This window comes from Haploplasma modicum ATCC 29102 (assembly GCF_000687835.1).
GTDB lineage: Bacteria > Bacillota_I > Bacilli_A > Acholeplasmatales > Acholeplasmataceae > Haploplasma > Haploplasma modicum.
Genome location: NZ_JHYB01000002.1, coordinates 19,422 through 44,077, shown reverse-complemented (window position 1 = coordinate 44,077; position 24,656 = coordinate 19,422). Strand labels below are relative to the sequence as shown.

23 protein-coding genes and 1 tRNA gene are annotated in these 24,656 nt (G+C 27.1%); 2 read left to right on the top strand and 22 right to left on the bottom strand.

Annotation, left to right across the window (positions count from 1 at the left end; all coding sequences use genetic code 11):
• Positions 1–57: 57 nt before the first annotated feature.
• The 13 genes from polA to T352_RS0100175 form a co-directional block, all read right to left on the bottom strand.
• Positions 58–2,670, bottom strand: coding sequence for a DNA polymerase I (polA, locus tag T352_RS0100235; RefSeq protein WP_035344672.1), 2,613 nt, complete (start codon positions 2,668–2,670; stop codon positions 58–60).
• A gap of 71 nt (positions 2,671–2,741) precedes the next feature.
• Complete coding sequence (gene ffh, locus T352_RS0100230; protein WP_407918972.1) at positions 2,742–4,151, bottom strand: signal recognition particle protein; 1,410 nt, start codon at positions 4,149–4,151, stop codon at positions 2,742–2,744.
• The gene (gene ylxM, locus T352_RS0100225) at positions 4,148–4,462 is read right to left on the bottom strand and encodes a YlxM family DNA-binding protein (RefSeq protein ID WP_035344670.1); all 315 of its coding nucleotides are present in this window, start codon (positions 4,460–4,462) and stop codon (positions 4,148–4,150) included. Before ylxM ends, ffh begins: the two co-directional genes overlap by 4 nt.
• Entirely contained in the window at positions 4,462–5,418 is a 957-nt protein-coding gene (ftsY, locus tag T352_RS0100220; RefSeq protein ID WP_026391240.1) for a signal recognition particle-docking protein FtsY, read from the bottom strand. The genes ylxM and ftsY overlap by 1 nt, the downstream gene beginning before the upstream one ends.
• A gap of 76 nt (positions 5,419–5,494) precedes the next feature.
• A complete protein-coding gene (locus T352_RS0100215; protein ID WP_026391239.1) occupies positions 5,495–7,081 on the bottom strand; it encodes an ABC transporter permease in 1,587 nt (528 codons plus the stop codon).
• Positions 7,074–7,784, bottom strand: a complete 711-nt coding sequence (locus tag T352_RS0100210; RefSeq protein WP_026391238.1) for an ABC transporter ATP-binding protein — start codon at positions 7,782–7,784, stop codon at positions 7,074–7,076. Before T352_RS0100210 ends, T352_RS0100215 begins: the two co-directional genes overlap by 8 nt.
• Before the next feature lie 110 nt (positions 7,785–7,894).
• Positions 7,895–8,401, bottom strand: a complete 507-nt coding sequence (gene tpx, locus T352_RS0100205) for a thiol peroxidase (RefSeq protein WP_026391237.1) — start codon at positions 8,399–8,401, stop codon at positions 7,895–7,897.
• A gap of 206 nt (positions 8,402–8,607) precedes the next feature.
• Positions 8,608–10,434: a type I DNA topoisomerase gene (gene topA, locus T352_RS05905; protein WP_035344662.1), complete on the bottom strand. Its 1,827-nt coding sequence runs from the start codon at positions 10,432–10,434 to the stop codon at positions 8,608–8,610.
• A gap of 176 nt (positions 10,435–10,610) precedes the next feature.
• Positions 10,611–11,216: a ribonuclease HII gene (locus T352_RS05900; RefSeq protein WP_210994344.1), complete on the bottom strand. Its 606-nt coding sequence runs from the start codon at positions 11,214–11,216 to the stop codon at positions 10,611–10,613.
• Positions 11,203–12,078, bottom strand: coding sequence for a ribosome biogenesis GTPase YlqF (ylqF, locus tag T352_RS06975; RefSeq protein ID WP_162151043.1), 876 nt, complete (start codon positions 12,076–12,078; stop codon positions 11,203–11,205). The genes T352_RS05900 and ylqF overlap by 14 nt, the downstream gene beginning before the upstream one ends.
• Positions 12,075–12,761: a signal peptidase I gene (gene lepB, locus T352_RS0100185; protein WP_162151042.1), complete on the bottom strand. Its 687-nt coding sequence runs from the start codon at positions 12,759–12,761 to the stop codon at positions 12,075–12,077. The genes ylqF and lepB overlap by 4 nt, the downstream gene beginning before the upstream one ends.
• Positions 12,748–14,823 carry a DNA translocase FtsK gene (locus tag T352_RS05895; RefSeq protein ID WP_051615609.1) on the bottom strand — a complete coding sequence of 692 codons (2,076 nt, stop codon included), beginning with the start codon at positions 14,821–14,823 and terminating at the stop codon, positions 12,748–12,750. The genes lepB and T352_RS05895 overlap by 14 nt, the downstream gene beginning before the upstream one ends.
• Positions 14,816–15,592, bottom strand: a complete 777-nt coding sequence (locus T352_RS0100175; protein ID WP_162151041.1) for a hypothetical protein — start codon at positions 15,590–15,592, stop codon at positions 14,816–14,818. Before T352_RS0100175 ends, T352_RS05895 begins: the two co-directional genes overlap by 8 nt.
• A gap of 86 nt (positions 15,593–15,678) precedes the next feature.
• Between T352_RS0100175 and T352_RS0100170 the strand changes: the two genes are divergently transcribed.
• A complete protein-coding gene (locus tag T352_RS0100170) occupies positions 15,679–16,473 on the top strand; it encodes a Cof-type HAD-IIB family hydrolase (RefSeq protein WP_026391233.1) in 795 nt (264 codons plus the stop codon).
• Between the two features lie 13 nt (positions 16,474–16,486).
• Here T352_RS0100170 and T352_RS0100165 read toward each other — a convergent pair whose 3' ends face one another.
• The 5 genes from T352_RS0100165 to T352_RS0100145 form a co-directional block, all read right to left on the bottom strand.
• Positions 16,487–17,206: a hypothetical protein gene (locus T352_RS0100165; RefSeq protein ID WP_026391232.1), complete on the bottom strand. Its 720-nt coding sequence runs from the start codon at positions 17,204–17,206 to the stop codon at positions 16,487–16,489.
• Between the two features lie 11 nt (positions 17,207–17,217).
• Positions 17,218–18,174 carry an aromatic acid exporter family protein gene (locus T352_RS0100160; protein WP_026391231.1) on the bottom strand — a complete coding sequence of 319 codons (957 nt, stop codon included), beginning with the start codon at positions 18,172–18,174 and terminating at the stop codon, positions 17,218–17,220.
• A complete protein-coding gene (locus T352_RS0100155; RefSeq protein ID WP_026391230.1) occupies positions 18,167–18,700 on the bottom strand; it encodes a DUF402 domain-containing protein in 534 nt (177 codons plus the stop codon). Before T352_RS0100155 ends, T352_RS0100160 begins: the two co-directional genes overlap by 8 nt.
• Before the next feature lie 108 nt (positions 18,701–18,808).
• A tRNA-Leu gene (locus tag T352_RS0100150) sits at positions 18,809–18,894 on the bottom strand.
• Positions 18,895–19,233: 339 nt separating this feature from the next.
• A complete protein-coding gene (locus tag T352_RS0100145; RefSeq protein ID WP_026391229.1) occupies positions 19,234–20,898 on the bottom strand; it encodes a DAK2 domain-containing protein in 1,665 nt (554 codons plus the stop codon).
• Between the two features lie 280 nt (positions 20,899–21,178).
• Between T352_RS0100145 and rpmB the strand changes: the two genes are divergently transcribed.
• Positions 21,179–21,367: a 50S ribosomal protein L28 gene (gene rpmB, locus T352_RS0100140; protein WP_026391228.1), complete on the top strand. Its 189-nt coding sequence runs from the start codon at positions 21,179–21,181 to the stop codon at positions 21,365–21,367.
• A gap of 37 nt (positions 21,368–21,404) precedes the next feature.
• Here the strand turns inward: rpmB and T352_RS0100135 are convergent, their stop codons facing one another.
• From T352_RS0100135 to rlmN, 4 genes are read right to left on the bottom strand one after another with little or no spacing between them, the layout of a single operon-like run.
• Positions 21,405–22,004, bottom strand: coding sequence for a thiamine diphosphokinase (locus tag T352_RS0100135; RefSeq protein WP_026391227.1), 600 nt, complete (start codon positions 22,002–22,004; stop codon positions 21,405–21,407).
• Complete coding sequence (rpe, locus tag T352_RS0100130; RefSeq protein WP_162151040.1) at positions 22,001–22,630, bottom strand: ribulose-phosphate 3-epimerase; 630 nt, start codon at positions 22,628–22,630, stop codon at positions 22,001–22,003. The genes T352_RS0100135 and rpe overlap by 4 nt, the downstream gene beginning before the upstream one ends.
• Positions 22,631–22,640: 10 nt before the next feature.
• Positions 22,641–23,603, bottom strand: a complete 963-nt coding sequence (gene rsgA, locus T352_RS0100125; protein WP_035344657.1) for a ribosome small subunit-dependent GTPase A — start codon at positions 23,601–23,603, stop codon at positions 22,641–22,643.
• Positions 23,603–24,631, bottom strand: a complete 1,029-nt coding sequence (rlmN, locus tag T352_RS0100120) for a 23S rRNA (adenine(2503)-C(2))-methyltransferase RlmN (protein ID WP_026391224.1) — start codon at positions 24,629–24,631, stop codon at positions 23,603–23,605. Before rlmN ends, rsgA begins: the two co-directional genes overlap by 1 nt.
• Positions 24,632–24,656: the final 25 nt, after the last annotated feature.

Here is a 24,656-nt window from a genome sequence, read left to right as displayed (position 1 = left end):
ATTTTATGCAAATACTTATCCACAATTTTTGTGGATAAAATAAGCCACATAAGCGGCTTATATTTCATACCAAGTTTTACCAACTGCAGTACTTGTTTCTAATTTTACTTTTAATTTATAAGCTTCTGACATAATTTTACCAATGATATTTTTCATTAATTCTACTTCTTGTTCTGGAACTTCTAAGATCAGTTCGTCATGTACTTGAAGAAGTATTTTTGATTTTAAGTTATTTTCTACAATATAATTATCTAAATTAATCATCGCAATCTTAATAATATCAGCTGCAGTTCCTTGAATTGGTGCATTTAATGCCGTTCTTTTACCAAACTCTCTTTGCATATACACACTTGATGAAAGTTCTGGAATATATCTTCTTCTCTTGCTTAGAGTTTCAACATATCCTTTATTTGTCGCAAACTCTACAATGTTAGTCATATAATCTTTTATTTCTGGATATACTTCTAAATATTTATCAATAAAATTTTGGGCCTCAGCCGGTGAGATATTTAAATCTTCACTTAAACTCCATGCTCCCATTCCATAAATAATTCCAAAGTTTACCGCCTTAGCTTGTCTTCTTTGTTCACTTGATGGTTCACTGTCTATGCTAAATACTTTCTTAGCTGTTTCACTATGAATATCACGGTAATCATTAAATGCTTTCTTTAATTCATTAACATCAGCCATATCTGCAAGGATTCTAAGTTCAATTTGCGAATAGTCAGAACTTACTAAATAGTTGTTTTTATCAGCAATAAAGATTTTTCTAATTTCTTTACCTTCTTTTGTTCTAGTTGGAATATTTTGTAAGTTAGGCTCAACTGAAGATAATCTACCTGTTGTTGTTACAGCTTGCATATAGATTGTATGAATTTTATTATCATCAAAAATTGCACTATCAAGACCTACTAAATATGTCGTATATAATTTGTTTAATTCCCTAAAATCTAAAATTAAAGGAATTATTGGATGAACATTAACTAACTTATTTAAAACATCAACATTTGTTGAATAACCAGTCTTATTTTTCTTACCATGTGGGAGGTTTAAGGTTTCAAATAAAACATCACCTAATTGTTTTGGTGATTGAACGTTGAAATCTACGCCTGCTAAATTAATAATTTCTTTAGTTAATTCTAATATTCTATTATTAGTTTCAATTGTTTGTTTTTTTAACTCTTCTTTATCAATCAATATTCCTTGATATTCCATTTTCGCTAAAACATTAGAAAGTGGTAACTCTATCTCGGTTAATAAATGATATTGTTCTTTTTCTTTTAATTGTTTAATTAGTAAATCTTTAAGTAGATAAATTGCACGAGCTTTACTTACAATATGCTTTTGGTATACTTCTTTTTCTGGTAAACCTTTTTTAGCACCTTTTCCATAAATTAAATCTTCATATTCAATTCCATCATAATTAAAGTTAGAAACAACATACTTAAATTCATCCTTACCATAATGTGAATCAATTAAGTATGCAGCAAGAAGTAAATCAAAAGTAATATTATTAAAGTCTATCCCTTTATATAATAAATTTACTTTAGCTGCCTTATAATTGTATGAATATTTATTTATTTTATTATTCTTTAAATAGCTTTTAAAAATATCTTCTTCTAATAACTTAGGATCAATAAAATAACTTGATTTACCATCAAAATAACCAATCCCCCAAAGGGTTGCTTTATGGTAATTTGAATCACTTAATTCAAAATAAATACTTGAATTGTTTTTAAGTATTTTATCTAACTTGCTAGCATTATCTACTATCTCATAATCAAATGAATAATCAATTTTTTCGGTATCAATTAATTTTACTAAATTATGTAACTCATATTTTTGTAGAAAAGAAACTAAGTTTGATAGATCAAAATTATCACGTTTTAACTCTTCTAAAGTGTAATCAAGACTTCCTTCTGTCATAATCGTTACTAATTTTTTACTTAATAAAGCTAATTCTTTATTTTCTTCTAATCTTTCTTTAACTTTACCTTTTAGAGCATCAATGTTTTCATAAATACCTTCTAAAGTATGATATTCCTTTAATAGATTAGTTGCTGTTTTAGGACCAACACCTGGAACTCCTGGAATATTATCACTTGGATCACCTTGTAGGGCTTTTAAATCAATTATTTGTTCATGAGTTAACTCAAACTCAGCAAACAAACTACTTGGAGTATAGGCGATAACTTCTTGCATTCCTTTTTTTAATAAGTTAACAGTAATATTTTCATCTACTAATTGCAGTAAGTCACGATCACTTGAAAAAATTTCTACTTTAATTCCTTTATTTGAAGCTTCTTTTGCATAGATACCTATAATATCATCCGCTTCATAACCAGCCTTAAAATATGCCTTAATTCCTAGTTTTTCAATATACTCATACACTCTTGGAATTTGTTCAGCGAGTTCTTCTGGCATTTTTGCTCTTCCAGCCTTGTATTCTTTATAGTCTATATGTCTAAAAGTTGGCTCTTTTGTATCAAATGCAACTAAGATATATGAATTGTGGTCTTCAATTATTTTACTAAACATATTAATAAAGGCAAATAATGCATTTGTATATTCACCCTTAGATGTTTTCATTAAAACAGCGCCTGGATAAGCTGTTGCATAATATGCACGAAATAGAATTGAATTACCATCCACTAAAATTAATTTTTCCATTATAATCCCTACTTTCTTTTCTATTTTAACATATAAAGGTGCTAGATAAAAAATCTAACACCTTTATTAATTTATCTTCTAAAGTTACCTTTGCCCTTACCTTTTCCGGTATTGCTTCTTTGAGGCATTTTATTCATTAATTTACTTGGATCTTTTTGTAAATCTTCTAGATCCTTTTCACTCATATTACTCATGGTTTTAACCATTTTCTTTTGAGTTTCTAATGCTTGACGCAAGTTATTAACATCACTTACGTTAACACCAGCACCTTTAGCAATCCTTTGTCTTCTCCCTGAACTTTTATCAATTAAAGTAGGATTTTTCTTTTCTTTATCAGTCATTGAGTTAATAATAACCGCCATTTTATCAAATTGTTTATCATCTATTTGACTTGCTGCTTTTTTAATATTACCCATACCTGGAATAAAGCCCATTAATTTAGAAATAGACCCCATTCTTTTAATCATTTTAAATTGTTTTAATAAGTCATAATAGTTAAAATTATCACTCATCATTTTTTCCATCATGTTTTTTGCTTCATCTTCATCGATTGCTTCAGTTGCTTTATCAATTAATGTTAAAACATCACCCATACCAAGAATTCTTGAAGCCATACGTTCAGGATGGAATGGTTCAAATGTATCCATTCCTTCACCACTTGAAGCAAATTTAATTGGAATACCTGAAACTTCTCTAATTGATAATGCTGCTCCACCTCTAGTATCACCATCAAGTTTGGTTAAGATTGCACCGGTTGCATTTAATTGGTCATGAAAACTCTTAGCAATTTGTGCTGCATCTTGACCGGTCATCGCATCAACAGTTAGTAATATTTCACTTGGATTGGCAATTTTTTTAACATCTACTAATTCTTGCATCATTGTTTCATCAATGTGAAGTCTTCCGGCAGTATCAATGATTGCTACATCATAGTTTTTCTCTTTAGCATACTTCAAACCATTTTTAACAATCTCTCTTGCATCTTTTAAGCCTTCATCGTAGACTTCAATTCCAATTTGTTTCCCAATTGTTATTAACTGATCAATCGCTGCTGGTCTATAAACGTCTGCAGCAATAAACATTACTTTTTTCTTTAAGTTTTTTCTTAAATAAACACCTAGTTTACCAATTGATGTTGTCTTACCAGATCCTTGTAACCCAATAGTCATAAAAGTAGTTAAACCATTATTTTCAAATGTTAAAGGAGCATTCTCATCGCCCATTACACGCTTTAATTCATCGTGAACAATTTTTACAACTTGTTGACCTGGATTTAAACCTTTTAATATCTTCTCACCAATAGCTTGTTCTTTAATGTTCGCTGTAAAAGTTTTAACAACTCTAAAGTTAACGTCTGCTTCAAGTAATGATAATCTAACTTCACGCATCATTTCATCAATATCTGCTTCTGTTAATTTACCACGACCTGTTATTCTTCTAATTGCCATTTGCATTCTTGAACTTAAACTATTTTCCATTATTCATCCATCCCTTTAAGTTTATCTAAATAGACCTTATCATTTGTCTTTAAGTAGCAATCTAGATATTCTTTTCTTAAATTTCTTTTTTCTACAATTTTAAGTTTTTCTTCATACATATAAAGACTATCTTCAACTTTCTTTAATGAGTCAAAAATAGCATTTCTAGAAACATTAAACATTTCTCCTATTTCTTGATAACTATAATCTAGTTCATAATAATATTTAAAATATTCAATTTGTTTTTCAGTAAATAAATCTTTATATGTTTCAAAAAGTTCATTTAAAAGTTCGGTTTTAACTAACTTCTCCATTAAAAAAACTCCTTAAATAACCCATAAATATATGATTCAATATCAAACATTACAAGATCATCAATCTTTTCACCAAGACCTACATATTTAATAGGTATGCCATAATTATGTCTAATTGCTAAGACAATACCACCTTTTGCGGTTCCATCTAATTTAGTTAGAATAATCCCACTAACACTAGTAGCTTCTTTAAATACTTCAGCTTGTCTCATTCCATTTTGACCAGTAGTTGCATCAATAACAAGTAATGTTTCATGTGGTGCACCTGGAATATTTTTTTCAATAACTCGCTTCATTTTAGCTAATTCATTCATTAAGTTAACTTTAGTCTGTAGTCTTCCTGCAGTATCTACTAAAACAACATCATACTTATCTTTTTTAGCTAAAACTAATGCATCATGAATTACACTTGAAGGATCACTTCCTTCTTCTTTTTTAAATAAAGTTGCACCACTTCTATTAGCCCAAACATCAAGTTGGTTAATAGCACCAGCTCTAAATGTATCTCCAGCAACAACCATTACTTTTTTACCTTGATCAACATAAGATTTAGCTATTTTACCAATTGTTGTGGTTTTGCCCACACCATTAACGCCAACAAATAAATAGACATTAATTCTAGAATCACTATAATCTAATTCAGTATCTAAAATTTCACCTTTTAAGTAAATCTCAAACATCTTATCAACAATTATTTCTGCTAAGAGATTTGGATCTTCAATCTTTTTATTATCTACTTCTTTTCTAAGTTCATTTATAAAATAAAGTACTGTATCAACACCCATATCTGCTTGAATGAAAATATCTTCTAATTCATCAAATAAAGTGTCATCAATCTTTTTTGAGTTTGCTAAAACTTGTTTTAAATTACCAAGTCTTTCTTTAGTTTTATGTAATCCCATTTCATACTTATCATTTTTAGGTTTACGGCCAAATAGTTTTTTAAAGAAACTCATAAAATCACTCCAATCTTAAAATATTATACCATAAAACTACTTTTAATAAAAAAATAAAAGTGCAATGCACCTTTATTTAGTTAATGTTAATATACCATTTTTTACCACGATATTTTAAGATTAGTACTTCTGTAATTAGAATTATTAAAATAGTACCAATTAAGCCTATTACAACTAAATTTATTAATTCAGTATAACTATATATTAATACACCTAAAGCAATTAAGATAATTGTAATTGCAAATGATGCAAGCATTGATACAAATACACTCATACTTTGTTTTATTGCTCTAATTGGTAAATCCCATTCCATCTTTGGAAATAATAAGTTAATTATTAGTCCTAATACACCATTGTGGATAGCAAGTAATACGGTTAAGATACTAATTAATAAAATTGTAATGATATTAATCTTAAATAAAATAAAACCTAAGATAACACCAATTAAACCAAATATAGTACCCATTAAAGCTTCTAATAAAATCTTACTCTTAAAAACTGAATTATGACTAATTGGTAGTGACTTAACATTCCAAAACTTCTTACCTTCTAGACTAATTGCTGATGATGTAGTGGAAGTTAAGGTTATTCCAAATGTTATTACCCCCATCAATAACATAACAGGAAGTTCGCTTGGAATATTAATACCTTCTACCTCTTTATTTATACTACTATAAAATATAATAATAAATATTATAATCATAATTTTCCCAATAATTGTATTTAAAACATAACTTGATAAACCAAAATATCTTTTTACTTCAATTTTAAATAATTCAATTGTATTGTTTGTTCTTTTAGAATCTTTTATTTCAGTATTTTTATGCTTTTTAACACTTACATTAATATTGTTAAGTTTAACGTAGTTTCTATTAAATGAATAAATAAATACTACAAATACTAAAAGATTTAATCCAATAAATATTATAAGACTCTTAAAATCACCAGTTAGTGCATTTACAGCAAAACTTCCAGGATAATAAATATATTTTAAGTTATTCATTATTGTATCAAGTAATTTATCCATATTTTCATTATCCATACCTATATTGAAAAACAACATATATAAGACAAAGAAAGTGATACTAGATAAAATTACAAGTAAGTTTTTATATCTAAAGTTTCTAAAGATCATTTTTATATAATAAAATAATATCCCAAGTATCCCTGTTATAAATAAAGGAAAGAAAATAACGATTAATAAATAGTTAAGATAAAAAATACTTGGCATTGCAATATTAAAAACAATTGCGCTAAAAGCTGGAGCGAAAACAAATAAGACAATTGAAAAATAGTTTGTAGCTAGAATAGTTAATATTTTAGCAATTATTATTTCTCTTGGCTTAACCGGTAAGCTCATCAATAAATCAAAGTCATTACTTCTTCCAAATATTTGAATCATTTGTGTAATACTTGTTATTAATGTTAGTGTTACTGCCATTAATATTGTAATAGTTAATACTGCTTCAATCATTGTTTCAGGGTTTGAAAATAATAAAATGCTATAGTACATTTGATACATTGAGAAAAATAAAAATGCAGAGATTATTAAAAATAAAACTAGTATTAAAATTTTTCGTGCTAGTTTATCTTTCTTAAAAATTTTATTAATATTAAAAGTATTAATTAAAAGTATTTTAGTAAGTGATAAGATATTATTCATTATCTAAAAGCTCCAAGAAAATATTTTCTAATGATTTATCTCCTCTTACTTCACTCATTGTACCTTTTTTAACTAATTTACTTTTTTTAATAATTCCAACTGTATTACAAAACTTTTCAGCAACCTCTAAAACGTGAGTCGAGAAGAAAATAATTGATCCCTTCTCTGCCATTTCAATCATTAACTCTTTCATCTTAAAACTTGCTTTTGGATCTAAGCCAACAAATGGTTCATCTAATATTAATAACTTGGGTTCCCTAATAAATGCAGATACTAATACTAACTTCTGTTTCATTCCATGTGAATATGTTTTAATTTGATCATTTAAGACATCTAATAGTTCGAACTCACTACTATATTTTTTTATTAACTCAATTCTTCTCTCTGAACTAATATCATAGATATTTGAAATAAAATTTAAATATTGAATTCCAGTTAAATTATCGTATATCTCTGGTGAATCAGGAATATAAGCAACCATCTTTTTAAATTCAATTGGATCACTCTTAATACTTACCCCATTTAGGGTCACATCACCTATAAAATCAATAATACCAACAATTGCTTTAATTGTTGTTGTTTTACCCGCACCATTATGGCCAATAAATCCAAATATTTCACCAGATTCAACTCTTAGTGATAAATTATCAACTGCAACTTTATTTTTATCATAAACTTTTGTTAAATTTTCAATAATTAACATCTAACCACCTCTTTAGTCTTATTATACATTATTTAAATAAGAAATGCATTGAAATTATTAATTAATATTATTAATTATTATTATTAATTATTAAATAAAAAAATCAGGAATTATTTCCCTGATAATGTGTTAATAAATTTGATTAATTTTTCATAATCTAAATGTTGAGTCATTTCATTAGTTTCAAGTTTGAAAATAATTTCACGCTTTGCATTTAAGACAAATAGCTCTCTAGCTAATAAATTTAACTCCTTAATTAATAAGCCGTACTTTGTACCAAAATCATGATATAAGTAATCACTTAAAGTCACAATTCCTTCAAATTCCTCATTGATAACCCATTTAGCTTGAGCAAATGGTAAATCATTACTTAATGTTAATACTTTTATATCGATGTTAGTAACACTTAATAACTCATTGTTAACAGTTTTTGTTTGAAGGTCACAAACAGGTGTATCTAGTGAAGGCACAACATTAATAACAATATATTCATTCTTGAAATCACTTAGGCTTACTTCTTCTAAATGATTATTCATTGCTTTAAAATTAGGGGCAATATCCCCAACTTGTAATTCTTTACCAACTAATGTAATTGGTTTATTTTTAAATGTTTTCATATTAATTCCTCCGTATATTCATAATAATCTAATTAGTACTTAAAGTCAATAAAAAAGACCCCTAAGAAAAGTCTCAGGAGTCAAATAAGGGGATTTATTGTGCACATTTTATGTACACAAAATAGGGGATAAGTGCATCCTTTTGGATGCATTTATATCTTACCACCTATTAACCTGTTTGTAAAGAAAATTGTTGACTTTAAAACTTAATTATGTGATTTTGTTGCATTTTCTTCGACATTGTCAATACTTTTTGTGAATTTACATTTAGGGAAGCTTAAACACCCATAAAATTCACTTTTTGGTCCTTTTCTAATAACTAAATGGTTACCACATAATGGACAAATCTCATCAGTTATTGTTGGCATTATTTTTTCCATATTAATATTTGCATAGTCAATCATAGGAATAAACTTATAGTAAAAGTCTGTTAGAACGTTTAAATCTTTAATATTACCTAAAGATACTTCGTCTAAGTTTTCCTCCATTTGTTTAGTGTAATTAACATTAATTATTTCACTGAAAAATTCATCTAATTTATCAATTGTTAAGATTCCTTGATCGGTTGGAATAAATCTTTTCTTATCAAGTGTAATATATCCTCTAGTTGGCGATTTTAATGTTTCCATTGTTTGAGCATAAGTTGATGGTCTACCAATACCTAGACTTTCCATTTCTTTAATTAGCGATGCTTCATTATATCTTGCTTTGGGTTGAGTTTCTTTTCTAATTTTTTCAACACTATTTGCATTAAACTTATCACCCACATTAATTAAAGGTAAGATAACATCTTTTGTTTGTTGTTCATCATAAAGTGCTAAGAACCCTTTGAATTTTTCTCTAACACCATTTAAGTCATATAAATTACCATTAGCATTTAAGATCACTTTTGTTCTTTCAAAAATAGCATCACTCATTAAGCTACTTACAGCTCTTTCATAAATTCTTTTATATAATTTAAATTGTTGATCATCTAAGAAATCTCGCATTTTGGCTGGAGTATTCTCTATTAAAGTTGGTCTGATTGCCTCATGAGCATCTTGACTTGCATCATTTTTAACATATTTATAACTTCCTAAATACTCATTACCAAACTCATTTTTAATAAAATTATTAGCATCTTTAATAAATACTTCAGATAATCTTGTTGAGTCAGTTCTCATATAAGTAATTAACCCTGTTAACTCTCCATTGATTTCAATACCTTCATATAATTGTTGAGCTATTCTCATTGTTCTAGAACTGCTCATACCTAAATAGATATTAGCATCTTGTTGTAATTGCGAAGTTGTAAAAGCTGGTTTTGGTTTTCTATTACTATCTTTTACTTCAATACTATCAACAATAAAAGGATTAGTTGAAGTTTCAACTATTTTATTTGCTTCTTCTAATTTAATTCTTTCTTTTCCTTTAATAATATAACTTGCTTTAAATTCATTAAAGATTGCATCTATTTCATAATATTCCTCTGGAATAAAGGCTTTAATCTCTTTTTCCAAATCAACAATCAACTTAAGAGCAACACTTTGAACTCTACCCGCTGATTTAGATTTAATCTTAGTAAATAGTAACTTTGATAGTTTGAAACCTATAATACGGTCAATAGCTCTTCTTACTTCTTGTGAGTCTACTAAATTACGGTCAATTTTTCTTGGGTTATTTATTGCCTCTAAAATTGCACCTTTTGTAATCTCTGTAAATATTATTCTATTATCTAAGTTAATGTCTAGACCTAAAACATCTGCTATATGCCAAGCAATAGCTTCTCCTTCACGGTCAGGGTCAGTTGCGATTAAAACTTCTTTTCCTTTAGCTGCTTTTTTCAAATCACTTACAACTTTAGTTTTACCTTTAATTGTAACGTAATTAGGTTTAAAATTATTTTCTATATCTAATCCTAGACCACCTGGACCAGTTGTTGCTAGATCCCTAATATGACCAACGGATGACATGACTTCATATTCACTACCTAAATATGTAGCAATCGTTTTAGCTTTTGATGGTGATTCCACAATTACTAATTTACTCTTCATACAAATTCCTCATTTCCCATACAATTATATAACGATAAATTACTTTGTCAAGTAATATTTTATCCTTGTTTTCTATATATTATATAATATATACAATTTCACAAAATTACTTTAAAGATTAATAAATTTTATCTATCCACAAAAAAAGAAATTATTGAAGAACCAATAATCTCTATTTATTTATTAAATTTTACAATTGATTTAATCGGCTCAAATGATTTTCTATGAATTTCACATGGACCATATAAATTAATCATTTCTTTATGCATCTTGGTTAAATATCCACTGTGTTTTTTAAATCCGTAATTAGGATATATTAAATCATATTTTTCCATTAAATTATCTCTTGTTACCTTAGCAATAATTGAAGCAGCTGCAATTGAGACAGATTTAAGATCTCCCTTAATAATACTTGTTTCACTATAATTACTGTTTAACTTAACAGCATCAATTAAAAGATGTTCAGGTTTGATATCCATATTATTTACTGCTTCCTTCATAGCAAGTTTAGTTGCTTCTAAAATATTTATCTGATCAATTATATCAATATCAATAATAGATACACCAATACTAATTGCTGTCTTAGAAATATAATCATATAATTCTTCTCTTTTTTTCTTACTTAATTTCTTAGAATCATTTACTAAACTATAATCCTTAGTTAAATCAAGAATGACTGATGCAGCAACAACCGGACCTGCAACTGGGCCTCTACCCGCCTCATCAATACCTGCAATTAAACTAACTCCTTTATTATTAAGATTAGTTTCAAACTCTTTCATATCTATCAAAAGTAAGTTCTCCTAAGCTCTTATTTCTAATATCAGTTAATATAATTGAATAGACTCGTTCATAATCTATTTCTTCTCTAGGTAGTAATGCTCCTCTAATTTTACCAATTATATCAAGTACTTCTACGTAAGAAGTGTCACTATTTATTTCTTTACTATATCTTTCCTGTAAATTTGTTAAATAATATTTTTGCATAAATGAAATTGCATATTTACAAATATCATCAAGTGGTAAAATGTTGTCTTTTATTGCTCCAGTTACTGCAAGATTATAGCCGACCATTTCTTCTTCAAACTTTGGCCATAAAACCCCTGGCATATCTAATAAATCAAAACCATTTTCCATTTTAACCCATTGTTTAGATTTAGTTAATCCTGGTGTATTACCTGTCTTTGTACTTTTTTTATTAACTAATTTATTAATTAGTGTTGATTTACCAACGTTTGGTATACCTAAAACAATCGTTTTAAAGTTTTTTACCTTTAACCCTTTATTAAGTATTCTTTCAATCTTTTCGCTTAAGATGTTTTCAACACTTTGATAAATTAAATTAACATTTCTGCCACTTTGGGCATCAATCATCAAACAAGTATGTCCCATTGCTTCATAATGTTTTATCCATTTAATAGTTTCTTTTTTGTCTGATAAATCAGCTTTATTAAAAAGAATAATAACTGGTTTGTTTTTTAATGTTTTAATAATCTTAGGATTCATACTAGAATAAGGAATTCTAGCATCAATCAAAACAAATGCTAAATCAATTTGCTTTAATTCTTCTTCTAATATCTTATAAGATTTAAACATATGTCCTGGATACCAATTTATTTGTTGGTATCTTGTATTTTTATTCATTTAAAATCACCTATTACTTTTCCAATCAAGTACTTATAACTTGATATCCCTATATGTCTACCATCTCTAGATAATTCTTCATTATCACCAAGTAAAAGAAATTCATCTTCTAATACTTTATAAGGTTCATCTTTGATAGCTAAATATAACTTACCTTTTAGGTCCATATAGTATCTTTCATCATATTTATTTCTATATTCTACATCATTTATTAAAATATATGGCTTATTTTCTTCATTATAAGCAACACTTATTATATCATCTTTGATGGCAACTACTCTCTTAACAATAAAAACATCAGAAAAAGTATCCTTATAAACAACTACATTATCTACTTTAACATCATTTCTTATTTTATATATGTATACTCTTTTGTGGTTTTTTAATGTTGGTTCCATTGATGAACCATCTACTTTAGAAGTAAAAACAACAAAGGTAACTATAATCATTAAAAATATTGAAAAATTTGTTAAGAATGTTAGTAAATCAAAAATCTCACCAAAAATTTTCTTCGAAAATATTGACAGTAGAAGAAGAAAATCTGTTATTAACATTAAAATTAAGATAAAAAGTAAGTTTTTAGAATCAACATAATTTGATAAATTAAAACCTAAAAAGATGATTAAAAGAATAACATTGAATAAGAAAAAGATAGATTTCTTTTTTATTTTAGAATTTAACATCATCTAATATCTCCTCTAATTCTGCTAGGGAGACTAAAACAGTTCCTGATCTTGTTCCTTCACCCTCAGAAATGATTCCACTTTGAACAAGTGACTTAACAATTGATTGAGCACGGTTAAAACCAATTTGAAACTCTTTAGAAACTACATTAATTGATGTTTTTTGTTCCATTACAACAAATCTTGCTACATCATTAAATAATTCATCTAACTCTTCAAAACTTGTTATTTTTTGATTTAATTCCTCATGCATGAATAAATACTTAGGCTCAGCCTGTTCTTTAATAAAATCTGTTAGTGCATAAATTTCATCATCTGATATATATGCTCCTTGAAGTCTATTTGGATGGTCAACAGTTTTAATTAACATATCACCTTTACCAAGTAGTTTTTCTGCACCAGAACCATCTAGAATTGTTTGTGAGTCAACGTTTGAAGCAACTTTAAAGGCAATTCTAGTTGGAATATTTGATTTAATTGTCCCTTTAATAACGTCAACAGAAGGTCTTTGGGTTGCTACAATTAAGTGAATACCTGCAGCACGAGCTTTTTGTGTAAGACGTTGGATTGAATCTTCAACGTCTTGTGATGCGACTTGCATTAAGTCTGCTAATTCATCAATTACAATTACTAAATAAGGCATTTTGTCATGGTTTATTCTACCATAAGCAATTCCCTCATTAAATGATTCAATATTTTTAGATTTGTTATTAGCAAACAAAATAAATCTTCTTTCCATCTCTTCAACAGACCATTTTAAAGTTTGTGAAGCAATTCTTGGATCGGTTACTACTGGAGTAATTAAGTGTGGTAAATCATTGTATGCTGTAAGTTCAACATATTTAGGATCAATTAAAATTAATTTTAAATCATCTGGAGTATTTTTAATTAGTAAACTTGCTAAAAGGGTATTAATTGCAACACTCTTACCACTATTAGTTGCACCTGCAATTAAACCATGTGGCATTTTTGCAATATCTTCATACATATAATCCCCATTAATATTTATACCTAAAGCAAATAATAACGGTTTATTGCTTGATAAAAACTCCTTATTGTTTACAACATTCCCAAACGGAACTATTTCACTCTTATTATTAGGAACTTCAATACCAACATAAGGTTTTCCAGGAATTGGTGCGAGTATTCTAATATCAATTGCACTTAAGGCAAGTTTAATATTATTTTCAATTGAAGAAATTCTATTAACATTAACACCTGGTTCTAATGATAATTCATATCTAGTAACAGTTGGTCCTTTAATGCTATCTGATACTTTAGCTGGTATTTTAAAGAAGTCTAATTGTTCATCAATTATTCTAATATTTTCTAATAACCATTCTGGTTTACTATCTTTATCTAAATCAACAGTTTTAAACATATTAACATTAGGTTTAATATACTTCTTAGGTTGTCTGTAAACTTTATTTGGTATATTAGGCTCTTTTTCTTTTCTTTCAATTTGTTTTGGTCTTTCAATAACTTCTTCTATAACTTCTTCAAAATTTGAAGTACTTACAAAATCATCAATATCAAATGAACCATTTTTAGGTTCTACTACCTCAACAATTGGTTCTAGTTTAATAGTTTCTTCAACTTTTTCAGTACTTATATTATTTACTTCTTCTTTTATTTCAACTTGAATTGCTTGTTTTTGACCAGGTAAAATAGGTTTTATTTTCTTTGGTAAATCTTCTTCCACCTTTACTTCTTCCTTAGGTTTAATAATCTTTCCACCTAAATACTCAGTACGATGTTTATTTGTTACAAAGTCAAATTCTGTATAAATAGTTCCTGTTTTTTTAATTTTTTCTTCATCAGATATTTTAGGTTTATCTCTAAAAGCATCTAGTCTTTGTCCATTATCTCCTAATACTGAATTATCTACTTCTGGTATTATTACTTCATCAGGTACGTTTGTTCCAAAGATCGGTGAAGAAAATCTGCCAAACTCTTGTCTAGTTTTCTTAGTTTTTATTCCTTCTAATTTTACGTATTGATGAATCTTAAAATCTTTACGATGAACTGAATGTTTTATAACTTTTCTTGGTTGATCACTCATTTTCTCCTGCCTCCTCTAAATCTTTCTTAATTGATTCGTATAAATCATTTGCATTTGTTTCAATTGTTTTATCCACATTAAATACTTTTTTAGAATATATTTTATATGTTTCTTCACCACTAATTGCAATCAAAGAAAGTCCAATTTTTACCATTATTATTTTTATTGCTTGATCGACTGTTGCTTTTTTAAACCAGTAAAATGGATTAGCAATATTAACAACTTTCAAAGTATTTGAAACAATCTTACCTAAACCAACTTTTTTCGATGCCTGAACAATTTTATTTTCCTCAATCTTTGTCTTTGTATTATTAAGCTCTGCAATTGTTCTAAGTGTCATTCCTCTAAATAATTTAAGTAGTCTATTATTCAATAACTCTTTCATTCTATCACTAATATAGTGTGTAAGTTCTAATGTCTCATCTATCGTTAACTCTAGATACGGATATGGTGAATCTGGATAAAACTTTTTAGATATATCATATGTTAGTGATTTAATTTCACTTAACAAAAGTGTTGAATACCCTTCTTCATTTCTTCTTTTTGTATCTTTGAAATTAGTTTGTGCTGATTCAATCATCCATTTGATTTCTTCTTCATCAATATCTTCTTCCATTACTTTATTTAATCTTAATTCTTTGTTTAATCCTTTTAAGACTGCATATAAATAAATTAATAAAAGTAATAAAAAACCTAATCCAATACCAATGAAAAAGGCTATAAAAACACTAAAGTTTATTTCGATATTTAATATTTTAAATAAAAACATTTTATCTACCCCATTACTATTTGTATTATAACATAAATCAAATTTATATATGTTATAATAATTAATATATCTAAGGAGGAATGACAATGAAATACATCTTTGTAACGGATATGGATGGTAGTTTACTTAATAATAAAAGTGAGTTAAATACATATACAATCGATAAAATAAACAAAATTTCAGAACTCGGACATTTAGTTGTTTTAGCAAGTGGTAGGAGTTTAATGGGCATGGTTAAATATTATCGTTTATTAAACTTAAAAACACCAATTATATCACTTAATGGGGCTTTTATTAAATATCCTGATGGAAATATTAAAGTTCATTATATTAAGCCTAATTTAGTTAAAGAATTATATGAAAAAAACTCTACTATTTTAAAAAGCATGATGTTAAATGAACCAAATAATATTATTTCATTTAAACATAATAAAGAATTAGAACGAATATTTAATGGTGATAATTATGATGAAGTGACTTTATATGACAATAACAAAACATATGATAAAGTCTTAAATGTTATTTGCTTAATTGATGATAAAGATAGATCTAAATTTGAATCCTTTTTTGAGGGTAAGGAAATTAGTCCCAGATATTGGGGATCATATAACGGTAATGCATTTTATGATATTTATCAAAACAACATATCAAAAGCTACAGCAATTAAAGAAGTGTTAGATTATTATAATACTTCTACTAATAATTTATTCACCTTTGGTGATGGCGTTAATGACGTTGAAATGCTTAAATTATCTTCCAATGGTGTTGCTATGAAAAATGGTCTGGATGCAGTAAAAAAAGCAGCTACACATATAACTGCCTTTGATAATAATAATGATGGAATTGCAAGATTTATTGCAAACTACTTAATGATTGATTAATTCAATCATTTTTTTATTCATAAGTAAAATAATTTGAATCAGTATCTTCTTGATAAAATTTTAATGCTGTTGAAATCATTAATACGTTAAACAAAATGCTAATTAACGATGGAAAGAAATTTACAAATCCACTTGAAAACTGCTGTGTTAAAACTATTAATGAAATGATTTCTAATGTACTTACTACAAAGATAAAGATTGATAAAATCAATGATTCTCTTGCATTTCCCTGTAAGATAATTGTAAGGAAAAATAGTAAGAAAACAGTTAATGTTTGAAAATATTTATCAAAATAAATTCTTGCAAGAGAAAGAAGTATTATAAATAAAATGCTTCTACTTGGTTTTCTTGCATACTGATTTAATTCATCAAAATGAGCATACATTTTAAGAATCAAATAAATACTTATTGCAATATTAATTAGTAAAATAAGGATATCTAGAATTTCCATATTTGAAGTAAAATTAATATTGTTTAATATATTTGGAACAAATAGGGCAAATGTAATAAAGTTAGCAACAAATGCCATTCTTTTTGTTTGGTAAAATAGTGGCAATGCACCTCTTAATAAAATAATAACAAGTGCTATTAAAGCAACTATAAAGTTTGTATTACTAAAATTTTTAAATACTGGAACTACATTTACAACAACTAAAAATAAAATAATACTAATTAGGATACTTTTAGAAAGTCCTCTACTTTCTTGTCTTTTTAAGGTTTCTTTTATATTCATATTTTTCTCCTTTAACTAAAATTTGGATATTTTTGATGAAACTCAATTTTTAAATTTAAAAATGACTCAATTTCATTTAATATAACAAAAAGTCTTGCTCTTGTTTCAAACTCTTCCCTCGTTTTAGGAAGACTAGAATTAATAAAATAACTTGATAACTCATTATATGTTATTAAGCATTTCTCTGCATTATTACTAAAACCAATATTGTTACTTATTTCTTTTAAATAATCTAAAATCATTTTTGTATATTCATGATTATGTTTAATTTTTCTAAGGTTATTATAAATATCAGATAACGTACTTATTTGTAAATTTCTCATATATAAATATGTCATATATCGGTGATCATTTTGAACAATAATATTTTTATCTACCATTTGTGCTTCATTCATAATCTTATTTAGCGTGTCTTTATAATTTTCTAGTTTATTTATAGAATTACTACTAAAGTCATTAACAATTGCTAAAATATATTCTTCAACCAAATCATCTACTTTATGCATATTTTCATACATTCTATTTTTTGATAATTCAGGATAAAACATATTTACTAAGAATGCAACACCAAGAGATAATAATAATACGAGTAATTCTTCTAAGTAAAAATTCAGTGTAATATTATCAATTACATAAAAGTGAGTAACAAAAACTACTCCTAACACAATTCCCTCTGGCATTTTAAATATCCATGAAAATAAAACAAAAATAATTAAAAATAGGGAAAAGTAAAGAAATGTTTGTCCTAAATACTTAAACATTACTGCACCAAGTGTAATTGCAAAAAAACTACTTATAAGCCTCTTAATGCCAATTTGAATAAAATCTCGTTTGGTTAATTGTATTGATAAAATTGCCCCAGCTGAAGCTGTTGTAAAAAATTGGAGGTCTAGTAGATAGCCTAAAATTAATGCAATAACCCCTGCCAAAACTTGTTTTAATGAAATATTTATTAATTGTCTACTCATTTATACTATCCTTGAATGCTTTTTTATAATCATTTTTTACATATTCATGTGAAAATGGAGGTTCCTTTTTTTCAATTTTCTTAATTAATTCTTGTAGCTCTTTTTCAACAATCTCTTTTATTTCTACCGGATAATCCATCTTTTTACTATGATATTTATATTCATTTTTATCTAACACAACATATTTACCATCTGGAAATACCTTAAAATCTAAATCATAATCAATATATTTTATTGATTCCCCATCAAACAAATAAGGGCTTGATAAATTACAATAGTAATAAATTCCTGTCTTTTTGAACATCACAATCACGTTATACCATAAGTCATCATAAAAATAACATATTGCTGGTTCTTTTGTATACCACGACTTACCTGTGTGTTCAAAAACCCGAGATTTTTGGTGTGCTGTAACTACATAATTATCTTGATAATCTACTATAACAGTATCTTTCCATACACGGTGAAGCTGTTCATTATGTTTATAGCTTTGAATATTTGTCTTAGTTCCTTTTGCTATTTTCATATTTTCACCCCTAAACTTGTTAATATTATAACATTTTAATTTGTAAAATGAAGATTATAAACAAAAAGACTATTTTTTTTATAAAATAGTCTAAATTAATTTAGTATTTGGTGCGAAACAAGGGACTTGAACCCTTACAGACTTACGTCCACTACCCCCTCAAGATAGCGTGTCTACCATTCCACCAGTTTCGCAATTACATATATCACTCTTTATCTAAGGTGTTTTATATTTAATTTTCTGTGATTAATTATACACTAAAAAACGAAAAAAAACAATAATGTTTTGATTCATTTAATAAAACCTGTAAAATTTATAATTAGAAAGAAAAAGTTGCGAGATCCATCAGAACTTAATCTAGCGCAAGTTATATCCCTTTGCAACTTTGTTAAATTATAATCTGTTTTAATCAAAAATGAAATTAAATTTTAATATTGAATCAGTATAACAAATCAAAGTGATTTATTTTTAAATATTTATAACATTAAAAGGCCTAGTTATTTAAACTAAGCCTATTAATTTAATGTAATTAATTATTCAACTGCAATTATAAATGAATAAATATCTTGTTTACCTTCAATGATTTCTACTTCAATATCAGGTGCTTTTGTATTAATATGAGAAATAACTTCATCTAATTCTTCATCTAATACGTCAAGGCCATAAAATACAGTAATTATTTCACTTTCATCACTTAATAAAAGATCAATTAAATTATTTGTTGTTTCAACTTTATTATTTGTTGAAACTTTAATTTCACTACTTGAAATACCAATGAAGTCACCTTCTTTAATCTTAACACCTTTCATTTCAGTGTCGCGGATTGCATATGTTACTTCGCCTGATTTCATGTTTGTAATTGATTCAGTCATTGCTTCAATATTTTCATCAATTTTCATTGTTGGATCAAAAGAAATTAATGAACTATATCCTTGAGCAATACTCTTTGTCTTAAGTACTCTAATATTGTATTCTGGACAAAGTTCAACTGTTTGTTCAGCTGTTAAAATAATATTTGAGTTATTTGGTAAAATAATAATATTTTCGGCATTTAACTCATTAATTGCTTTTACAAAGTCTTCAGTTGATGGATTCATTGTTTGTCCACCACTAATTACTCGGTCAACACCTAATTCTAAAAATACTTCTTTAATACCTTCGCCTGATGCTACTGAAATTAAAGCATATTTAGACTTTTGTTTTGGTGTTTCTATTTTGGTAACTTCTTTTTCACTATTCATAATATTACTATGTTGATTTCTCATGTTATCAACTTTAATTGTTTGTAACTCACCATATTTTTGAGCAAGTGTTAAAGCAACCCCTGGTTGATTTGTATGAACGTGTACTTTTAATAAGTCTTCATCAGTTACAACTACTAATGAATCACCCATTTGTGATAAAGGTTCTCTCATGAATTTTTCATCAAATTTTTCATAATCAAATAATTTAACAATAAATTCAGTACAGTAACCAAATTTAATATCAATTTCACCTAAGTTATGTGCCCCAATTTCGTTATGTTCATGTACAAAACTATTTTGTTCTACATATTGTTGTTCTTCTTGAATTTCTTGACCATTAAGTGCCATCATCCAACCTTCAACAATTTTAATAAATCCTGCTCCACCACTATCTACTACACCTGCTTCTTTTAAGACTGGTAATAAGTCTGGAGTTTTAATTAATGTTTCTTTTGCTTGTGTTAAATAAACTTTTAACACTTCATCTATTGATTTTAAGTTTTTTCTTTCTTGTAATACTTTTTCTGCAGATTCTCTAACAACAGTTAAAATAGTTCCTTCAACAGGATCCATTACGGCGCGATAAGACATTTGGTAACCACCAACTAAAGCTTGGATGAAATCATCAACACTGACTGAGTCGCTGTCGATTTTTGCAATTTCAGAATAAAGTCCGCGGAAAAACTGAGACAGAATAACTCCTGAGTTACCTCTAGCTCCCATTAATAGTCCACGTGATAATATTTTTGAAATATCTTGAATTGAATCAGTTTTATTATTTTTTACTTCTTTAATTCCAGCCATCATTGTCATTTGCATATTTGTTCCTGTATCACCATCTGGTACTGGAAAAACATTTAAGTTATCAATTTCTTTATGATTATTTTTTAAATTAACTGCACCGTTTGTAACCATTTTTTTAAATAGAGTTCCGCTTAATTTACTATTAGCCATTGAGACCCTCCTATAATATAGAACATTCTATTTGAAATGAGATGTTTAAGAGTTGCCATATTATAAAATATGGCGCGATAAATATAGGAACAAAGTTCCATCATTTCGTATATATATTATAACATATTCGATGTAAATGCTACTATTTTCTTAATTTTATGTTGATAAAATGTACTATTATGGCCATTTTATCACTTTGTCACTTAATATTTACTAGTTTTATTGCATTTTTACGTTTTTTGTGTTAAATTATTAAATGCAAGTAAGGAGTGAGAAATATATGGCTAAATGTTATGTAACAGGTAAATCTACGCTATCCGGAAATAGAAGAAGTCACGCGTTGAATGCCACAAGACGTAAATGGAAAAGTAATCTACAGACTGTCCGTGTTCAATTTGAGGATGGGTCAACTAAAAAGGTTAAAGTTTCCGCTCGCGCAATTAAAAAATTTAAATTAGAATTAAATTAATTTAAACAATAAAAATAAAAAGAACCTTCTGGTTCTTTTATTTTTTTGTCTCGATTAAAAAGCAAGATCCTTTATCAATTTCAATTAAACCAACACTTCCCGTTAACTCATTTGAAATACAAAGTGGATCATACTTAGATAAATTATATTTATCTAATGGATACTTAAAACCTTTTAAAGTTATCCTTGAATTACTATGAGCAAATAAGCTAATATATCCCTTTGATGTAATAATATTTTCGCCTTTATCTATTAAACTTATCTTTGAATCCTCATCAATTATTACTAGGCTCGGATACTTATCTAGTAAATATAAATTAGCAATGAAATGCTCGATTCTAGGTCCTTTTATCCCACCAATTAGAATTACTTCATCACTAATTTTAAATGCTTCTTTAATCGCAATATAAGTATCAGTTTCATCTTTTATTGGATCTAATTTTAGGGTTTTAAAATCCTTTAATAGCTCTTTATTTATTAAAGAATCAAAATCACCAACAACCAAATCTACTTTGATGTTATTGTCTAATAAGTAATCAAAAGCAAGATCAACAGCAATTACGTAATCACTATCTTTTAGAGTTATAATTTTATTTAGTTTAGCAGTTATTGTACCTGCAAAAACAACTACTCTCATTTTAAATTATCTATTACTTTATTTCTGTCTGTTTGATTAAATAAATATGAACCAACAACAGAAATATCAACGCCTGCTTCTTTTGCAAGCTTAATTGTCTCATTATTAATTCCACCATCAATTTCAATTTGATAGTTATAATTATTTTCTTCTCTTAGTCTTTTTAACTCTCTTACCTTATCTAACATTTCAGGCATAAATTTTTGACCACCAAAACCGGGTTCAACACTCATTACCAATACTAAATCAGCAAGCTTTAAAACATCTAATATCGAACTTACTTTAGTTTTAGGCTTAATTGTTATACCTACTAATTTCTTGTTTTCCTTTATTCTTTTAATTGATTCTAAGAAATTTTGTGATTCATAATGAACGGTTATATATTTAACATTTTCTAAGCTAAATTCATCAATCCACATTAATGGATTCGTTACCATTAAATGGACATCTAAATCAATATTACTAATTTTTGCAATTTGTTTATTAATTGCTGGACCAAATGAAATATTTGGCACAAAATTTCCATCCATTATATCAATATGGATTAAGTCTGCATTACTAATTGACTTTATTTCATTTTTTAAATCTGTAAAGTCTGCAGTTAAAATTGATGGGGCAATTTTCATTTTATTCTCCTTAAAATTTATTTTTCTTTTTTTCTATTTCTTCATAAAACAATAAGTAATTATCATATCTTTCCTTTGGAATATTACCCATTTCTACTTGATGTTTAATCTCACAGCTTGGCTCATTAACATGATTACATGAACTAAATTTACAATTTATTGCATGATCCATAAAATCTTTATAATAAAGCTTCAAATCTTCTTTTTCAGTTAAGCTAATTTCAATTTTAGAAAAACCTGGTGTATCACAAATATATCCTAAATTAAAATCATATAACTGTGAATGTCTTGTTGTATGTTTACCACGGCCAAGTGCATCAGATATTTCCTGTGTTTTTAAATTAAGCTCTGGAATTAATGCATTAAGTAGTGTCGATTTACCAACCCCAGTTTGACCAGCAAGTACAGTAATTTTATCTTTAAATATGTCTTCTAGCGTGTCAAAACCAATTTTTTGTTTACTGTTAACATAATGGATTTCAATCCCTAAACTTTCTTTATAATAATTTAAGTTTTCTTTAAGTTTTAGCAAATCATTATCTTCAATTAAATCAATCTTAGATACTACTAGTGTAATATTTAAATTTTGTTCATTTAAAATAACTAAAAACTTATCTAAGAGGTGAAAACTAAAATCGGGTCTAATAGCAGAAAAGACTAATAAAACCTGGTCAACATTTGCAACGTCAGGTCTTACTAGATCATTTATTCTTGGGGTAACTTCTTCGATAATTACTTTATCCATACTAAAGTTAACCATTACTCTATCCCCTACTTTAGGGCTTATTTTAATAGTTTGTAAGTCTTTTTTAAGTCTTCTGCCATACGCTTCGTTAAAACTGCTTTTCTCATCTATTCTTACATATCTTAACTTACCACTAGCAATTGCATCATACTCAGTATTATTTTCTAAATCAATAACAACATATTGATTAGAAATTTGTTTTTTTACCAAACATTTTTTAAAATCCATTAAATCTCCTTTTCTAAGTGTTGACTACGTAATTGACCACATGCTGCATCAATATCATGTCCTTGTTCTTTTCTTAAAGTTGAATTAATTCCACGTTTCTTAAGTGTATCATAAAATGCTAACTGATTTGCTTTGGTACTTCTTCTATATCCTGCTTCTTTTACTTCATTGTAAGGTATTAAGTTTACATATAAATTTAATCCTCTAAGTAAATTTGATAGTTCTACTGCATGCTCAACTTTATCATTTAGACCATCAATTAAAATATATTCAATTGTAACTCTTCTATTCGTTTTTTCAATATAGTATCTAACTGCTTCAATTACTTTTTCAATTGGGAATGATTTGTTAATTTTCATTAACTCACTTCTAATTTCATTATTTGGTGCATGAAGACTAATTGCTAAGTTTACTTGTGTGTTTAAATCTGCAAAATCTCTAATTTTAGGTACTAATCCCGATGTACTTACTGTAATATGTCTAGCACCAATTTCTAATCCTTTTGGATCATTTATAACATTTAAAAATTTAAGTAAATTTTTATAGTTATCAAATGGCTCACCAATTCCCATAACAACAATATGGCTAACTCTATCATTTAAAAGTCTGCTCATTGCGATAACTTGGGCAATAATTTCCCCACTTGTTAAATCTCTTTTCTTTTTAAGTTGTCCTGATGCACAAAAACTACAACCTATATTACAGCCAACCTGTGTTGTAACACAAACACTCTTACCATAATAATGTTGCATTAAAACAGTTTCAATTAAATGCCCATCATGTAGTGCAAATAAAGCTTTGATTGTTCCGTCAGAGCTCTTTGTATCTACAACTAATTCTAATGCATTTAAACTAAAATTTTCTTTTAATAAATTTAAAATATCTTTAGGTATATTAACCATCTGATCAAAATCACTTACTTTTTGTTTATATAACCAGTGCCAAATTTGATCAGCACGATATTTTTTAAAACCTTTTTCTTCTAAATATTTAATTAATTCTACATATGTCAAGTCATATATTAACATCATTTTATCACCATAATGATTATAT

Excerpts from the sequence above, each read along its gene's own strand:
- polA (WP_035344672.1), bottom strand. The coding sequence starts at position 2,670 with ATGGAAAAATTAATTTTAGTGGATGGTAATTCAATTCTATTTCGTGCA.
- ylxM (WP_035344670.1), bottom strand. The coding sequence starts at position 4,462 with ATGGAGAAGTTAGTTAAAACCGAACTTTTAAATGAACTTTTTGAAACA.
- ftsY (WP_026391240.1), bottom strand. The coding sequence starts at position 5,418 with ATGAGTTTCTTTAAAAAACTATTTGGCCGTAAACCTAAAAATGATAAG.
- T352_RS0100215 (WP_026391239.1), bottom strand. The coding sequence starts at position 7,081 with ATGAATAATATCTTATCACTTACTAAAATACTTTTAATTAATACTTTT.
- T352_RS0100210 (WP_026391238.1), bottom strand. The coding sequence starts at position 7,784 with ATGTTAATTATTGAAAATTTAACAAAAGTTTATGATAAAAATAAAGTT.
- tpx (WP_026391237.1), bottom strand. The coding sequence starts at position 8,401 with ATGAAAACATTTAAAAATAAACCAATTACATTAGTTGGTAAAGAATTA.
- topA (WP_035344662.1), bottom strand. The coding sequence starts at position 10,434 with ATGAAGAGTAAATTAGTAATTGTGGAATCACCATCAAAAGCTAAAACG.
- T352_RS05900 (WP_210994344.1), bottom strand. The coding sequence starts at position 11,216 with ATGAAAGAGTTTGAAACTAATCTTAATAATAAAGGAGTTAGTTTAATT.
- ylqF (WP_162151043.1), bottom strand. The coding sequence starts at position 12,078 with ATGAATAAAAATACAAGATACCAACAAATAAATTGGTATCCAGGACAT.
- lepB (WP_162151042.1), bottom strand. The coding sequence starts at position 12,761 with ATGTTAAATTCTAAAATAAAAAAGAAATCTATCTTTTTCTTATTCAAT.
- T352_RS05895 (WP_051615609.1), bottom strand. The coding sequence starts at position 14,823 with ATGAGTGATCAACCAAGAAAAGTTATAAAACATTCAGTTCATCGTAAA.
- T352_RS0100175 (WP_162151041.1), bottom strand. The coding sequence starts at position 15,592 with ATGTTTTTATTTAAAATATTAAATATCGAAATAAACTTTAGTGTTTTT.
- T352_RS0100170 (WP_026391233.1), top strand. The coding sequence starts at position 15,679 with ATGAAATACATCTTTGTAACGGATATGGATGGTAGTTTACTTAATAAT.
- T352_RS0100165 (WP_026391232.1), bottom strand. The coding sequence starts at position 17,206 with ATGAATATAAAAGAAACCTTAAAAAGACAAGAAAGTAGAGGACTTTCT.
- T352_RS0100160 (WP_026391231.1), bottom strand. The coding sequence starts at position 18,174 with ATGAGTAGACAATTAATAAATATTTCATTAAAACAAGTTTTGGCAGGG.
- T352_RS0100155 (WP_026391230.1), bottom strand. The coding sequence starts at position 18,700 with ATGAAAATAGCAAAAGGAACTAAGACAAATATTCAAAGCTATAAACAT.
- T352_RS0100145 (WP_026391229.1), bottom strand. The coding sequence starts at position 20,898 with ATGGCTAATAGTAAATTAAGCGGAACTCTATTTAAAAAAATGGTTACA.
- rpmB (WP_026391228.1), top strand. The coding sequence starts at position 21,179 with ATGGCTAAATGTTATGTAACAGGTAAATCTACGCTATCCGGAAATAGA.
- T352_RS0100135 (WP_026391227.1), bottom strand. The coding sequence starts at position 22,004 with ATGAGAGTAGTTGTTTTTGCAGGTACAATAACTGCTAAACTAAATAAA.
- rpe (WP_162151040.1), bottom strand. The coding sequence starts at position 22,630 with ATGAAAATTGCCCCATCAATTTTAACTGCAGACTTTACAGATTTAAAA.
- rsgA (WP_035344657.1), bottom strand. The coding sequence starts at position 23,603 with ATGGATTTTAAAAAATGTTTGGTAAAAAAACAAATTTCTAATCAATAT.
- rlmN (WP_026391224.1), bottom strand. The coding sequence starts at position 24,631 with ATGTTAATATATGACTTGACATATGTAGAATTAATTAAATATTTAGAA.